The sequence below is a fragment of the Sphingobacterium sp. UDSM-2020 genome (assembly GCF_016132525.1).
Classification (GTDB): domain Bacteria; phylum Bacteroidota; class Bacteroidia; order Sphingobacteriales; family Sphingobacteriaceae; genus Sphingobacterium; species Sphingobacterium anhuiense.
Map to the genome: position 1 here is coordinate 206472 of NZ_CP066166.1, position 15863 is coordinate 222334.

The 15863-nt window shown below is 38.9% G+C and carries 8 protein-coding genes; 6 read left to right on the forward strand and 2 right to left on the reverse strand.

Features of this window, described 5'->3' with window-relative positions:
• Window positions 1-3912 carry a response regulator gene (locus JAZ75_RS00900; protein WP_208699743.1) on the reverse strand — a complete coding sequence of 1304 codons (3912 nt, stop codon included), beginning with the start codon at window positions 3910-3912 and terminating at the stop codon, window positions 1-3.
• Between the two features lie 309 nt (window positions 3913-4221).
• Here JAZ75_RS00900 and JAZ75_RS00905 point away from each other — a divergent pair, with 309 nt between their 5' ends.
• From JAZ75_RS00905 to JAZ75_RS00915, 3 genes are all read left to right on the forward strand, one after another.
• Window positions 4222-4791, forward strand: a complete 570-nt coding sequence (locus JAZ75_RS00905) for a Crp/Fnr family transcriptional regulator (protein WP_208699745.1) — start codon at window positions 4222-4224, stop codon at window positions 4789-4791.
• Between the two features lie 79 nt (window positions 4792-4870).
• Window positions 4871-6148 (forward strand): adenylosuccinate synthase, encoded by a 1278-nt coding sequence (locus JAZ75_RS00910; RefSeq protein WP_208699747.1) that lies wholly within the window; start codon window positions 4871-4873, stop codon window positions 6146-6148.
• 205 nt (window positions 6149-6353) lie between these two features.
• Window positions 6354-7364 carry a glycosyltransferase family 4 protein gene (locus JAZ75_RS00915; protein ID WP_208699749.1) on the forward strand — a complete coding sequence of 337 codons (1011 nt, stop codon included), beginning with the start codon at window positions 6354-6356 and terminating at the stop codon, window positions 7362-7364.
• A 64-nt stretch (window positions 7365-7428) separates the two neighbouring features.
• Here JAZ75_RS00915 and JAZ75_RS00920 read toward each other — a convergent pair whose 3' ends face one another.
• Window positions 7429-7851 carry an organic hydroperoxide resistance protein gene (locus tag JAZ75_RS00920; RefSeq protein WP_208699750.1) on the reverse strand — a complete coding sequence of 141 codons (423 nt, stop codon included), beginning with the start codon at window positions 7849-7851 and terminating at the stop codon, window positions 7429-7431.
• A 1179-nt stretch (window positions 7852-9030) separates the two neighbouring features.
• Here JAZ75_RS00920 and JAZ75_RS00925 point away from each other — a divergent pair.
• Genes JAZ75_RS00925 through JAZ75_RS00935 form a run of 3 tightly spaced genes read left to right on the forward strand, consistent with a single transcriptional unit; the run spans window position 9031 to window position 15788 of the window.
• Window positions 9031-12489, forward strand: a complete 3459-nt coding sequence (locus JAZ75_RS00925) for a SusC/RagA family TonB-linked outer membrane protein (protein ID WP_208699752.1) — start codon at window positions 9031-9033, stop codon at window positions 12487-12489.
• A gap of 19 nt (window positions 12490-12508) precedes the next feature.
• Window positions 12509-14317 (forward strand): RagB/SusD family nutrient uptake outer membrane protein, encoded by a 1809-nt coding sequence (locus JAZ75_RS00930; RefSeq protein WP_208699754.1) that lies wholly within the window; start codon window positions 12509-12511, stop codon window positions 14315-14317.
• Window positions 14318-14351: 34 nt separating this feature from the next.
• A complete protein-coding gene (locus JAZ75_RS00935) occupies window positions 14352-15788 on the forward strand; it encodes a DUF4623 domain-containing protein (protein ID WP_208699756.1) in 1437 nt (478 codons plus the stop codon).
• Window positions 15789-15863 lie beyond the last annotated feature (75 nt).

Below are 15863 nucleotides of genomic sequence, written 5' to 3' on the forward strand. Positions count from 1 at the left end.
TTACTTTTCGTTTAAAAGGTTTGTGATTAACTGTAATCCTATTTCAATTTCTTGCTTTATATCATCCAGCAAATCCAATCCGGGGTTACTGGACGATAGTTCTTTTTCCAGATTAGATGTCAGCATGCTCAGTTTCTTAAGCCCCGCAGTAGATGCTGTTCCCCGCAATTTATGGAGGATCACTTTCATTCGTTCAATATCTTCCGACTCCCTAACATTTTCCAATTGAAACCATGCTTGCTTAATCTCTTTGATCACAAGATCTAAGAAAAAAGATTTAAAACTAACGTCATCTCCAATCTGTTCCTGAAGTGCATCCATATCTAGATGATCATCAATCACAGCCTCTTCTTTTTGTTCAAGCACCTGTTTCTGAATAAACTGCTGCAATACCGTGTACAGATCATGTTGCCTTATCGGCTTAGGAAGAAACTCAGACATACCGGCCTCTAAACATTTTTCTCTTTCTCCACGGACATTTCCAGCAGTAATACCAATAATAGGTATAGCAGCATAACCTGTTAATAGCCTTATTTGTTTGGTCGCTTCGATACCATCTACACCAGGCATCTGCACATCCATTAAGATAAGGTCAAACTTTGACTGCAGGCATTTTTCGATTGCATCCCCTCCATTAGTAACCTCTATCAGTTCAGCATTAGGCATAATAGTGGCCATCATACGCAGATTGAGTGCCATATTTACAGAATTGTCATCGGCTAAAAGAACCCTAGCCTGTTGTTGATAAACCGTTGTTCCACTATCACTATCCTGTCCCAAATGATTAACATCAGCTTTACTTTGCTGTATAGCTTTACGTAAAGTAAGATAAAGTTCGTCCGATCGAATAGGCTTAAGCAAACAATATGAGCGTTCCTGTTGCCTGAAAGCAGAAATGACCTCATGCTCCTCCGACGATGTATGCAATACAATGAGTGGAATACTTTCCTCCTGTTTATAAAACAATTCCTTTATTTTTTCGATCGTCTCCAATCCGGAGAGAATAGGCATGTGATAATCCATTAAAATAACATCAAACCTTTCACCGCTCATCAGTAATTGTAAAGCCGCCAGACCATTCTCTGCAAGTACTGAATCAACTCCTCTATAAGTCAACATATGCTGTATAATCGTGCGGTTATTGGCATTGTCATCTACAATAAGAACGCGTTTTAAAGGCAGTTCCTCATCCTCTTCGATGCCACCTTCTTCATAAGCGATTTCCAGATCAAAGTAAAAATCAGATCCTTTATTCAGTTCACTTTCCAGACAAAGTTTACTTCCCATGTATTTCAATAAATTATTGGAAATGGTGAGTCCTAAACCGGTGCCTCCATAACGTTTGCTCACAGAGCTGTCTTCCTGGGTAAAGGCATCAAAAATACGTTGCTGTTTTTCTACCGGAATACCGATACCAGTATCACGAACAGAAAAACGTAACTTAATTTTGCTGTCATCACTGGTTCGTTTTTCGATCTTAAGCTCGATCTCTCCCTTTTCCGTAAATTTAACGGCATTTCCTAATAGATTGATCAAGATCTGCTTGATACGAGCCTCATCTACCCAGATAGAAGCAGGTAATCCCTGTTCAATATTTAATAAGAGTTCGACATCTTTGCGCTGAGCTTGGTAAAGTACAACATTGATTACCTGATGCGCCAAATCATATACATTGAATTTATCGATGTACAGTTCCAATTTTCCAGATTCAATTTTTGAAAAATCAAGGATGTCATTGATAATATTCAATAAACTGCTTCCCGACTCGTTAATATAATTGAGGTATTGCTTCTGTACATCGTTCAACGGTGTTTTGAGCAGCAGATCCGAAAATCCGATCACACCATTCAAAGGGGTACGGATCTCATGGCTCATATTAGCTAAAAATTCAGATTTTGCTTTACTCGCTAAGTCCGCAAGTTCTTTTGCTTTCTTCAATTCTAAATTTACAGCGACAGATTCGGTGATATTTTGAGTAAAAATAATAATACCGCCAACACTACCATCAGACAAATTCCAAGGTCTTACTTCCCAATTAAAGTGCTGTGGTTCCACATAGTCATCAACATCAATCAATTCATCGACATTTTTATAAGATTTACCCTCAAGAGCATCATAGTAAATATTTTTTCTATTTTCCGGTATATTAGGAAAGACATCAAACAGATTCTGATCTAGGATATTATCCATATCTTTATGGAAGTCTTCCATCCATTGATGACTGACGGATACATAACGAAAATCCCGATCAAACATCGCTACAGAAGCCGGAACATAATCCACAAATGCTCTGAGCATCGCTTCTTTACGTTCCAATTCCAGGTAAAGGTTTTTACTCGTATCAATATTTTGTATAATACCGAAAACACGCTTACATGTTCCGTTATCGAACTCGGGAATTCCTTTAACACGTACCCAAATGATTTCACCTTCTTGCTGTCTCAATCGCAATTCAACATCAAAAGAACAACCATGCTGAGTTGCTTCCTCAAAAATACCGGTTAGTTTAACCTGACTGTCTTCATCAAAAAATCCGACGGCATGATCAAAGTTAGGAACAAAATCTTTACCCACTCCATGGATCAATTTTGTTGAATCGGACCAAAAAACCTGATGCAGATCCAGATTAACCTCCCATCCACCGACTTGTGCAACAGTATTCGTCTGCTCCAAAATCTGTTTCGTATGCAGGAGGTCATTTTCAAGCTGTATCCGTTCCGTCATATTAAGTGCAGTACTAACCACATAAGGTTTCCCTTCTGGATCCAGCTCGAGCATGTTATGATAAAGCCAATAGATCTTTTCACCATCCTTCGACTTTAGAATCATCATACCTGAATCCTCTCCATTTTGAAGTATACGCTTGAGATAATCATCGAAAGCCTGCAGGTGATGTGTAGGTACAAGTTGCTTTAGATTGAGATGCTTTGCTTCCTCCTCAGAATACTTCAAAAGATTACGGCCTTTCTCATTTACAGCAAGAATATTACCTTCCATGTCATGCATACTCATTAAACCAATAGCATTCTCGAAAAAATTGCGAAACTTGCGTTCAGAAACAGCTAACTTTAATTGCTCCTCCCGTTCACTGGTAACATTTCTCCCAAATCCGAAAATTTCTGACGTTGCCGCATCATACTTGAAGTACCATTCAATCACGACATCACTACCTTCGTCCTGCGATGTAACTGTTGTATATTGTATCCCTCCAGTAATATTTGCGAGATTTTTCAGACGCTCCTGAAAACCTTCATCATGATTATCCAATAAAGTAAAAAAAGAAGCTCCTAAAACCTTAGACTTTTCAATTTTCAGCGCCTCAGAAAAAGCAGGATTTAGTTCTTTTATGCGATATTGGTCGTCCAATACGCAGATCATATTATTGGTAATATGAAATACTTCTTCAAAATATCCCGCTTGAACCTTTCTCTTTTTTCCTAAGAGAATTTTGGCGACAGCTTTTCCAAGCTGTCCTAAAGAATCCACTTGCTTAGCAGATAAAGACTTAGGCTCAAACCCGATGACACAGATCGTACCGAGTGCATTCCCTTCGTCATCCAATAAAGGTACTCCCGCATAAAACCGGATATTTCCCTCTCTGATCAAAGGATTGGTGGCTGATCTTGGATCCTCAAAAGTATCTTCGATGACAAGTACATCTTTACTCATAATCGTATACTGACATACCGTATTACGTCTTTCAACAGTATCCAACTCCATACCGACACAGCTCTGGATCCGTTGCGTGTCTTCCTCCATCATGGCAATAAGTGCCGCCGGACAATCTGTTATAAGACAGGCTGCCTGCGCAAACACATCAAGATCAGGGTCTTTCCCCAATCCCAATAGCTCATAAGATTTTAATTGGCGGATACGCTCCAATTCATTTTCCGGGACCGGGTATTGCTCCATGCCTTTAAATTATATAGTAAATAGATGTGTTCATTGAGATTGTGAAAATAACAAAAATAGTTCTCCTTTTAAATAAATAACAACCGAAAATCGGCAATAATCTTAAATTACAATATCATAAGCATTTATTCCCTAAATTTTCAGATTTTATGCTTTGTACAACTCTTAGATAGCAAAGTTATAAGGTACAATTACACCATTAAAGCTGTGGAAATTGTATTATTCATGAATGATGGGAGAATTACAATTTTGAGTAAAATCTTGCCAATTGACAACTTGATATCAATTGTATAATCTTATTTTTGAAGAATGGAAGACTTGATCAATTATCTGCTCAAATTTGGACATCTCAACGAGGATCAATGTGCTTTAATATTAGCTAAAGCGCAGCATAGGATGGTCAGTAAGGGAGATTTCTTTTCTGAGGCGGGCAAGGTGGCAAGAAATATAGGCTACGTCACCCAAGGAGTCTTCAGAATCTGTTATTACAATAAAGCAGGAGATAGCTTCACTCGTTATTTCGTTTACGAAAATCGATTCGTTGCCGATACGATCAGTTTCATTGATGAGTTGCCTTCAGCAGAATATATCGAAGCCGTAACCGACTGTAAACTGCTCGTTTTCTCTAAAAAAGATTTTATGGAGCTAGCCGCCACCATTCCCGGCTGGTCAGACATCTTTTCCAAAATCACCTCTTATGTCCTCGAAAATAAAATGAGGGCAAGCAGTAATATGTTGGTGCAGAATGCACAGACACGCTATTTACATTTCTTAGCGCATTACCCTGGATTAGCCAACAGGATTCCACAACTGATGCTCGCTTCCTATTTAGGCATTACAGCAACATCGCTTAGCCGCATCAGAAAAACCATTAGCTAAAGGTTTTATTGCCAATTGGCAATTGTAGCCTGCTCCTTTTCCCCGAACTTTGTCGTATTAAATATTTGAACATAGGATTATGCAAGTTGATGTATTATTAGGCCTCCAATGGGGCGACGAAGGTAAAGGTAAAATTGTTGATGTGTTAAGTGCAGATTATGATCTCATAGCGCGTTTTCAGGGTGGCCCCAATGCAGGTCATACGTTAGAATTTGACGGTAAAAAATTTGTATTAAATACCATTCCTTCCGGCATATTTTTCGATCGTACCATGAACCTGATCGGAAATGGAGTTGTTCTGGACCCGATCAGTTTAATCAAAGAACTGGATATGCTAAAAAAAGCCGGCCACGACTTATTGAAAAAAGGTAATCTACTGATTTCAAAAAAAGCACATCTAATCTTGCCATCACATCTTTTGCTTGATGCGGCATCAGAACAAAATCTAAACACAGACAAAATAGGATCTACTTTAAAGGGTATATGTCCAGTGTATATGGACAAAATAGGACGTAATGGGCTCCGAATGGGCGATATTTTGCTCCCAGATTTTAAAGAACGTTATCAAAAATTGTTAACAAAGCATAAAGCAATGCTTGCTTCATTTTATCAAATGGAAGTGAATATAATGGAACAGGAAGCTGCTTTTTTTGATGCAATTGAACACTTGAAGCAATACCCTTTGGTCGATTCCGAACACCTGGTCAATCAGTATCTTCAGGAAGGGAAAAGGGTTTTAGCCGAAGGTGCACAGGGAAGCTTGCTTGATATTGATTTCGGATCCTACCCTTTTGTTACCTCGTCCAATACTACAACAGCAGGTGCTTGCACTGGTTTAGGGATTGCTCCAAACAAAATCGGGGAGGTAATCGGTATCTTTAAAGCATATAGCACCCGTGTTGGCGGCGGTCCCTTCCCGACAGAATTAGCCGATGAAACAGGAACGCAGATCCGTCAAATTGGTAAAGAATTTGGTGCAGTTAGCGGTCGTCCACGTCGTACCGGATGGATCGATCTACCTGCACTAAAATATGCCTTAATGCTAAATGGCGTGACCCAATTGGTGATGACAAAAGCAGATGTTCTAAGTGGTTTAGATCACATCTTTGCTTGCACCCACTATCGCCTTCATGATAAAGTGATCGATTATATGCCTTATGAGCTAATTAATCAAAAAGCAACTCCTATATTGAAGAAAATAGACGGGTGGCATAAAGATATCAGCACAGTCACCGATGTTTCGGATATTCCACTAAAGCTTAAAGCATATATTAATTTCTTGGAAAAAGAGCTGCAAGTTCCCATTAAATTTTTATCTGTAGGCCCAGATCGAAAGCAGACTCTACGGCTTTATTAAGGTTGAAAATACCTATAAAAAATATGTTTTGAATGGTTAAAAGCGGGTTTCCAACAATTTAGGAAACCCATTTTTTCAAATCAGAGCGATTTGAGAACCCAAAGACATCTTTAAATAGTGTATTTCAAATCGATCGTATTTATAAATCAAGCTTGGACAAAAACGATTAATAATAACAAAAGCAGATATCGTATGTTGTAGATATATGAAGATTGCAATGCTTGCGCCAATCGCTTGGCGGACACCTCCTGTTCACTATGGTCCATGGGAACAGATTACCTCATTACTTACTGAAGAACTTGTAAAATTAGGTATCGAAGTCACATTATTTGCGACCGGTAATTCAATTACCACGGCACGTTTACAGGCAGTCTGTCCTTTAGGATATGAAGAAGATCGCGATATCAATGCCAAAGTGTGGGAATCGTTGCATATTTCGGAGTGCTTCGAAAATGCACGCGACTTTGATATTATACATAATCAATTTGATTTCCTCCCACTTTCCTATTCCAGATTGGTGAAGACACCAGTGGTTAGTACGATCCATGGTTTTTCGTCCCGAAGTATCTTACCTGTTTATAAAAAACACAATAAAGACGGACATTATGTATCCATCAGCAACGCCGATCGTGCGGAAGAATTGGACTATATTGCTACCGTTTACCACGGGATTGACCTTGGACAGTTTACGTTTAACGATAAACCTCATGATTATTTATTGTTTTACGGCAGAATCCATCATGATAAGGGAGCTAAAGAAGCTATTGCAATAGCCCAAGCCTTGGGAAAACGTCTAATCATAGCTGGTATTATTCAAGATGAAAATTACTTCAGACAGCATATCCAGCCCCATTTAAAACCCGGTAAAATTGAGTATATTGGTTCCGTCGGACCGGAAAGGCGCAATGAATTACTCTCGAACGCCAGTGTACTATTACATCCCATAAATTTTAGGGAACCTTTTGGTTTATCGGTCGTCGAATCGATGGCTTCCGGCACACCGGTTGTTGCTTTTAACAAAGGCAGTATGCCCGAACTGATCGATCATGGTCAAGATGGATTTCTCGCAGAAAACATCGACGAAGCAATTGAAATGGTTAAAAATATCGGTTTCATCAACCGAAAAGTATGTCGAAAAAAAGTGGAGGATCACTTTTCCAAGGAAAGAATGTGTCAGAATTATTTAGCAGTATATAGACAAATTTTGAATAAATAAATGCTATTGTAAATAAACTCCAGCTTCCACTTTAATTTCATATAGTGAAAGCTGGAGGGATATCTTATTGATTGGAAACACTTATTTTGACCTCGATATTTCCTCTTGTTGCGTTAGAATAAGGACATACTTGATGAGCTTTTTCTGTTAAAACTTCTGCTTCTTCCAATGAGACTCCCGGGATGTTGGCTTGAAGTTCAGCTGCTAATCCGAAACCACCGTTTTCCAGTTGTCCTATACTCACTTTTGCCGTAACAGTGGTCTCCCCTGTCTGCACTTTTGACTGTTTGATCACTAAATTCAGTGCACTGTCAAAACACGCTGCATATCCTGCTGCAAACAGCATTTCAGGATTAGCATAATCGTCATTAGCTCCTCCTAAGGCTTTCGGCATACGCACCTCAAGATCCAACACATTATTTTCACTTTTAACATGCCCATTTCTACCGCCAGTAGCTTTAGCACCTATTGTATACAAATTTTTCATTACTATATATTTAAATTTTTACTCTTTTTTCAATTCGACCAATTCCCTGACTATAAACTTTAAACGCTATATCAGCAAAGATTTTTTGACCCTACTATTTGTATAGTACAAACTTAAAGAAATTATATTGTGCACAATATAATTTTCAGCAAGGCAAACAGATTTTACTCAACATTGACAAATCTTTATTTATATAAAACTGTTATTTGATCGGCATTTTGAAAAAATGTCCTTGCACTTTCAATGTATAATTTGAATCTTGGAAGCTAGCGGATTTTTCGTTCACCACTAGTTGAACTATCTCAAAATTCAACATCTTACTCTGTTTGTAACAAGTGAAGGCTAATACATCCGACTTTTGAATATAATCCAGCGACCTCGATTATTTTGAAAATCTCGTGAGATAATATCGTTTGTAGATCACAAGTGTACAACATATAGCATACTTATAGGTAATAGGACATTTATATCGTAAAAAGGATAAAAACAGCAAAGCCCCCAGGCATGGAGGCTTTGAAGCACAACAAGTTAACTGTGTGCAATTTTATGAAAGGTTATGTGAATATAAACATAAACATCTGATAACAAAAAAAAAGTTTAAAATTTTCCATTATGATTTATACACGATTAATTCCCTATGATGATCTGAAGAACCTAGTGAGTAACGAGAATTAAAAATGATATTTACTCGTTTTGTGGATAATTATTTTAGGAATGATCCATTGCTAAAAAATGTCCTTGTTAAGTTTAAATTGTAAAAATTTGCTTAAAGTACGTGCGAAATCTATTTGGAGTCATTATCGATTATTTATAGTATTCAAATTCCTATTTCAACAAAAATATTTATGATCAAAATGGACAAACGATGGATAAAACTGGAGTTTAAGGACAAACTTTATCACAATATGACATTCCAAAAAGCATATTAGTAAGTCCCAAATTCCAACTATTTCATGATTATATCTGGTAAATTAAAAATCAATATAATCTTGCCATTTAATGCGGTATTATATTTTAAAAACAATATTAAAACAGAATAAAAACGCAATAAAATTCTTATATTAATATTTTAAACCTATATTAGTATTTGTTTATGCATGTTTAGTAATGAACCAAATATTTAAACATGCACAACTAACCAAAAAAAGTACTAACCTATTTTAATTTAATATACCAATTATGAGAAAATCGCTATTGTTCTCAGTTGCTGCAGGCTTAATTAGTTATCCCGACGCTCATGCGATTAGTGTAGCTAAAAATGCCAACCTAACAGTTACTGCCTTCGAATTTTCAGATCGAATCTTTCAAAGTACGGTACAGGGTAAAATTTTGGGACCATCAGGCCCTATTGCCGGAGCCACTGTCACTCTTGCTGGCACAAAGAATTCTACGATGACGGATGCCGAAGGAAATTTTAAAATCATTGCACCTATAGGTGCTACCCTCCACATTTCTATTATCGGTTTCAGGTCTATGGATGTTAAGATAACAGCAAATACCTTATCCGCTACATTAGAAACTAATGAAAGTACGCTCGATGAAGTGGTGATTGTAGGCTACGGTTCTCAAAAAAAATCGAACCTGACTGGAGCAGTATCCACTGTTAATGTTGAAAAAGTTCTGGGCAGTCGGCCAATTCCTGACGCGGCAAGAGGTTTGCAGGGAACCATTCCAGGTTTATCTATTGTAGTGCCATCAGGAGAAGTCGGTTCTGATCCTATAATGAAAATCCGTGGCCAGATTGCTTCGATAAATGGATCTAGTAATCCGCTGATTTTAGTAGACAATGTCGAAATCCCCAGTATTAATCTGATCAATCCGAATGATATTGAATCTGTCACCGTACTTAAAGATGCGGCTTCAAGTTCTATTTACGGAGCAAAAGCTGCTTTTGGTGTTGTATTGATCACAACAAAAAAAGGTGCCAGCACAGATTCTAATGTGGTCACTTACTCGAACAATCTTTCGCTACAGTCCCCGTTCAAACCCATCGAAATTGCCGGAATCGACGGTCTGGAATATACCTTAGAGGCACATGAAAACATGAAAGCAAGCGGACCTGCAGGTGGATTTTGGAGGGTTAATAGAGAAAGCTTTGAAAGAGTGAAAGAATGGCAACAGAAATATGGAGGTACCGTGGGCAACTACGATCCTGTACTTTATGGCCGTGACTGGTACTACGAAAGTGGAGAGAAATACGGACTACGGCTCTATGATCCAGCTGCTGTAATGATCAAAGACAATGCTTTTTCTCAAATTCATAACCTGAGTCTAAATGGAAAAAGTAATAAAACCACGTATAATTTAAGCGCTGGCTACCTTGGACAGCAAGGAATGATGAAGCCTGCCCCACACGATGACTACAGCCGTTTTAATGCCACTTTAAATGTATCCACAAAAGTCAGCGAATTTTTAACGGTGCGGGGTGGAGCCATGTATGCTGATGGAACCAAAAGATACCCTAATTCTGCTACAGGATTCACATCGGATCCATGGCTTTATCTATATCGGTGGAGTCGCTTATTTCCGATCGCAGCCCAACAGGACGGTGTTGATGTCAGAGACCCTTATTTCGATACTAAAAATGCACATGATGCGTTTAAAATCAATCGCTACCTTAATCTAAACTTGGGTTCGACCTTAAATGTCACAAAAAATTGGGACATTCAATTGGACTATGCCTACAGCACGCAGAATAATACTGATAAATCTTCGATGCCTACCGCCAAGGGCGCATGGCATTGGTATGCGCCGATAGCAAGTGTTGATGCTGACGGCTGGCCGATTTACGTAGATGAAAATGGTGTTGCGACCGATACTGGAGGCATTCCTGCTTATCAGTTTCCAATAGAACAATACATCGGAAAAGATCAAACCTATATCTCGAGATCAAATTATTTTTCAAAAAAACATACTTTCAATGCATTTTCAACTTACACCCTAAACATAGCTGATAAGCACGACTTTAAGTTTATGGCCGGGACAAATATTGTCGCAAATTTATGGGAAAGCAATTATGCAAAACGGACTAATTTAATAAATGAGAAAAATCCGCAGTTTAATTTTGCAACAGGTATTGAGACTTCTGGGGGCGATAAATATTGGGAATCTCAGGCCGGATTTTTTGGCCGTTTAAATTATGCATATGATAATAAATATTTGCTTGAAGCAAATTTGAGGTATGATGGCGCTTCAAAATTCCCTACACATTTACGCTGGCGATGGTTCCCTTCATTTTCTGCCGGCTGGGTAATTTCAAATGAACGCTTTATGGAACCATTAAAGCCCGTATTAAGCTTTGCAAAATTCCGGGGTTCCTGGGGAAGTATCGGTGACCAGTCTATCAGCAACTCGATGTATGTGCCGACTATGGCCATAGGGAAAAATAGTTGGCTCAGCAGTGCTGGCAATCAGTTTTACCAACTTGGAACACCTTTAGCCGTTTCCGATGCAATCATGTGGCAGGATATTGAGCATATTAATTTAGGTGCCGATCTTCGTTTTTTTAATAATAAATTGGGTCTGGTTGTCGAACTCTATGAGCGAAGCACTAAAAATATGATAGTAGGCGGAGACGCTTTGCCAGCAACATTTGGTGCCGGCGCTCCACAGGGCAATTATGGAAATTTAAGAACAAGGGGTTGGGAATTAGCATTGGATTATAGCCACAAATTTCAAAATGGCCTGCGATTAAATTTTAATGCAAACATCGCTGATGCAATCTCTGTAGTGACCAAAGGAATCGATTGGCAGGATAAATGGGAGGATAGGAAATTGGCTACTAGTTATTCAACAGGAAGAAGATATGGAGACATTTATGGTTTTGTAACAGACCGTTTATATCAAAGAGAAGATTTTGTCTATGATGATCAAGGGAAGTTTATGCAAACCACCATTGTTCGAGACGGATCTGCTAAAGTCACAAATATGCTGACAGGCAATAATCCTGTTTACCAGACTTATTTTGAAGACGGCAATCAGATCTTACTGATGAGTCCGGGAGATGTGAAATTTGTGGATGTTAATGGCGACGGATACATTGATGCAGGCAAAGGTGTAAATGGCGACATGGGTGACATGGTGGTGATCGGAAATTCGACTCCTAGATATGATTTTGGTTTTCGCTTGGGTGCAGAATATAAGGGTTTTGATCTGTCTTTATTCTTCCAGGGAATCGGTAAAAGAAGTATCTGGGGTGATGGTCAACTGGCAATTCCGGGCTATCATGTTAAAGATGGCGCCATGCCCCAAGCTATCGCAGAAGATTTTTGGAAAGCGGACCGTACCGATGCCTTTTATCCACGCGCATGGAATCTTAATGGGTCAAATTCGGGCTACGTCATGAGACCACAAACACGCTATATGCTGGATATGTCCTATTTCAAAATTAAAAATATAACTTTTGGATACGCCTTATCTCCTTCCGTACTCAAAACGATCCACTTAAAAAATGCCCGTATTTATGTCTCTCTGGAGAATTTTTTCACTTTTGATAATTTAAAAGGCCTGCCGATCGATCCGGAAACAATCTCGGGCAACTCGATGCTGCAATCCGGTGGAAATTATAATCTAGGACGTACCGGAGCTGGAAATCCTTCCTTTAAATCCGCATCGATGGGCATTCAGATTGGTTTGTAATAAAAAAACGTAAAACATCATGAAAAACAACTATAATTTTATTTTAATCATATTGACGCTATCCTTTTCGGGATGTGCAAAATTTCTGGATAGACCTCAGTTAACCAATGAAAATGATGAAACTGCCTGGAATTCGGAAGATAATGTTCGTTTATATGCGAATAAGTATTATACCGATTTCTTTACCGGATATGGCGTAGGCTTTGATAATGCTGGAGCTTTACTCGCCGGTTATACATTTAGCGATGATGTGCTGTTTCAAGGTAATCAATCCAACTTTACCCGGTCAGTGCCCAATAGTCAGATCTGGAGTTACGCTACCGTTCGATCGGTCAATATTATGCTCAATCGAATTGAAAATAGGATGTCTAAAATTTTAAGTATGGAAGCTTATAATCATTGGAAAGGTATCGGGAAATTCTTCCGGGCAATGCGCTACTCGGAGCTGGTCGGTACGTATGGCGATGTTCCCTATTATGGTGACATCGTTAGCGATGTAGACTTCGATAATCTATATAAAACTCGTACACCAAGAAATGAAGTGATGGATGCCGTTTATGAGGATCTAAAATTTGCTCTGGCAAACGTCCGATTGAATGATGGTGATCAGTTCGTAAATCGTTATGTGGTGGCCGGATTTATCTCCCGCCTAGCACTAACCGAGGGCTCCTGGCAAAAGTACTACTATAAGAATCAGGATCGTGCTAAGAAATTTTATGAACTAGCCTTGGAAGCTGCAGAATTTGTTATTTCAAGCGGAAGGTACGATATCGTCACAGATTATAGGTCAATCTTTACGTCCAATGATCTGAAGGGAAATAAAGATGTCATCTTATACAGACATTATGATGCTGCAGTCAATATCAGACATTCTATTGTTTCTATCCATAATTTATCAGAGTCGGTTACCTACGGTCCCACAACCTCTTTAATTAAATCATATGTCTGTAGTAAAGATGGTCTGCCATGGCAGCAATCGGCTGAAAAAAATGCCACCAATTTCTCATTGGACAGTTTAATCGCCAAACGGGATTCTCGATTTGAAGCGACCTTTCATTATAAAAATACTATAAAAAACAAAGCATCATTTCTGTATATAACAAAGTTTTTGCCCCGTCCGGTACAAGCAACTGTAGCCACTGGCGGTGCCCCTGGCATTGATTATTCGGGATCAAATAATGTTACTGACGCTCCAGTCCTTCGCTATGCTGAGGTTTTGTTGAATTGGATTGAAACAAAAGCTGAGCTGGCATCGTTGGGAGGTGTAGCAGTGGACCAATCTGATATTGACAGATCCATTAATAAACTGAGAAACCGACCTTTAGCCACCGAAGCTGAATCAAGAGGTGTAAAGAAAACTGCTCGTTTACAACTGACCAGTTTACCTGTCGATCCTTCTCGAGACGTTCAGGTTTCAAGCCTGCTATGGGAAATTAGAAGGGAACGTAGAATGGAACTGACATTCGAAGAATCCCGTTTATCAGATCTAAAACGCTGGTCAAAATTAGAATATATGGACACAGATCTGAACAAAGATCTTCTTTCGGGTGGATGGGTTAATTTTCCTCAAGAAGCACCTGCAGAAATCAAAGCTGGTATTTCTGTCGTTAAATTGGACGGTCAAGTGGTGGTATTTAATTCTTCTGATGCATCAAGCAGTGCAAAGATGACCGGTTTTTATCGTTACACCCTGAACAGTGGCAGGCAACCATTTCTAAATTTGTCTAATATTAACCCCTATTTAGCCCCTATTGGACGCGTTCAGATAGATGAATATGCTGCAAAGGGCTATGTATTGAAACAAACCGAAGGTTGGCCTCAGAATTAAGATGGATTTTACTTGTAGTTTATAAAAAAAAGAGATGAAAGATATATATAATATTTCAAAAATAGGATTCTGTGCAATATGTATCTGTTGCGCTTCCCTGAGCACCTTATATTCATGTAAAGATGATTTCCCTGTAAATGTTGAATCGGATAAAATCACTGTTTTAAAATCGATAAAGATTGTAAATGCTGGAAAAGCAGGTAATGAAATTATAGAGGGAGTCGTAAATGAAGCTTCTAAAACCGTTTCATTTCCACGGATTGATCCAGAAACAGACTTGTCTGCTATTAAATTTGAAGCAGGGACATCGGATGGCGCTATTTTAGAGCAGGACACTTATGCCATTCCATTCAAAGAAGGTGAAAGTGAAAGTACAGTAGTTATTAAAATAACCAATAGTCCTAGGTATCGGGAATATCTGGTCAAAATACGCTTAAAAATACCCGTTTATGGTGCCGATTTTACAAAATCAGCAGTTTATGATTACACGAACAATGAACTGGGAAATCCGATTTATGAAACTTTTACAGGTGCTTTTACGCGGGGAACTGGTTTTGACGGTGAGCATGTGCTAATTGTCTCCAGGCATGCGGCCGGCTCTCATTTATTAAAAGTAAGTGACCTTAAAAAAAATGTCATCAACAGAATACCCTTGAATATGACAGGAGTGGCTCTGGGTACTTTCACCGTTAACGTCGGCGATATCGTTAATGGCCATACTTACATTGCAAATCTATCAGGTGCCAGTGCTGCAAGTCCTATAAAGATCTACCATTGGACAGATCCTTCCGTACCACCTCAAACGGTAGCAAATATTGATGTCAGTAAAATAACCGGTGCCGGTGTTCGTCATGGTGACAATATGTCGGTTAACCTGGACAAGAACGGTAATGGGTATATTTTTCTTGGGGACAATGCGGGCACTAAAGTATTAAGATTGAAAGTTTCCAATTACACCACTGTTGGCGATCCGTTTGTCATTACTGCCGCTGTCAATGTCGGATCATGGAGTTCATTTAATCAGATCGGTGAAACTGATGATTATCTATTTACCGGTCACGATGCACCTATCATGGCCGTAAACAGCGGTGGTTCTGTTTCGTATACCCTGTCCCGTACCGCAATTCCGGTCAGAAGCTCAGACAGCAGAGTAGTTGAATTTAATGGCGAAAGATATTTACTTACAACCACAGCTGCACGTACAGGTTCTGAACCCACTGCCCTCTCCTTGTATAATATCACAAAAGGAAACAATATTGTGGATGCACTGACTGCTTTCGAACAATCTGATCGAAAGCCCATCTACGATTATCCTTTACTGGGGCCTGTTAATACTTCTCCTGCTACACAAACAGGTTGGTCCGTACTGAAAGATGAAGCGGGTAAGGATAAATCTTTACTAATCTACACTGCGGCCAGTGATGCAGGCTTTGTAATTGTAGAAGTACCGAAAAAAGAACTTGAAGATTAGTTTAAAAGGGACTGCGAATCGATTCTGTTTAGGTGTCGGTTCGCATTAATTGATAATTTTAAATTCCAATATAAT

Excerpts from the sequence above, each read along its gene's own strand:
- JAZ75_RS00900 (WP_208699743.1), bottom strand. The coding sequence starts at position 3,912 with ATGGAGCAATACCCGGTCCCGGAAAATGAATTGGAGCGTATCCGCCAA.
- JAZ75_RS00905 (WP_208699745.1), top strand. The coding sequence starts at position 4,222 with ATGGAAGACTTGATCAATTATCTGCTCAAATTTGGACATCTCAACGAG.
- JAZ75_RS00910 (WP_208699747.1), top strand. The coding sequence starts at position 4,871 with ATGCAAGTTGATGTATTATTAGGCCTCCAATGGGGCGACGAAGGTAAA.
- JAZ75_RS00915 (WP_208699749.1), top strand. The coding sequence starts at position 6,354 with ATGAAGATTGCAATGCTTGCGCCAATCGCTTGGCGGACACCTCCTGTT.
- JAZ75_RS00920 (WP_208699750.1), bottom strand. The coding sequence starts at position 7,851 with ATGAAAAATTTGTATACAATAGGTGCTAAAGCTACTGGCGGTAGAAAT.
- JAZ75_RS00925 (WP_208699752.1), top strand. The coding sequence starts at position 9,031 with ATGAGAAAATCGCTATTGTTCTCAGTTGCTGCAGGCTTAATTAGTTAT.
- JAZ75_RS00930 (WP_208699754.1), top strand. The coding sequence starts at position 12,509 with ATGAAAAACAACTATAATTTTATTTTAATCATATTGACGCTATCCTTT.
- JAZ75_RS00935 (WP_208699756.1), top strand. The coding sequence starts at position 14,352 with ATGAAAGATATATATAATATTTCAAAAATAGGATTCTGTGCAATATGT.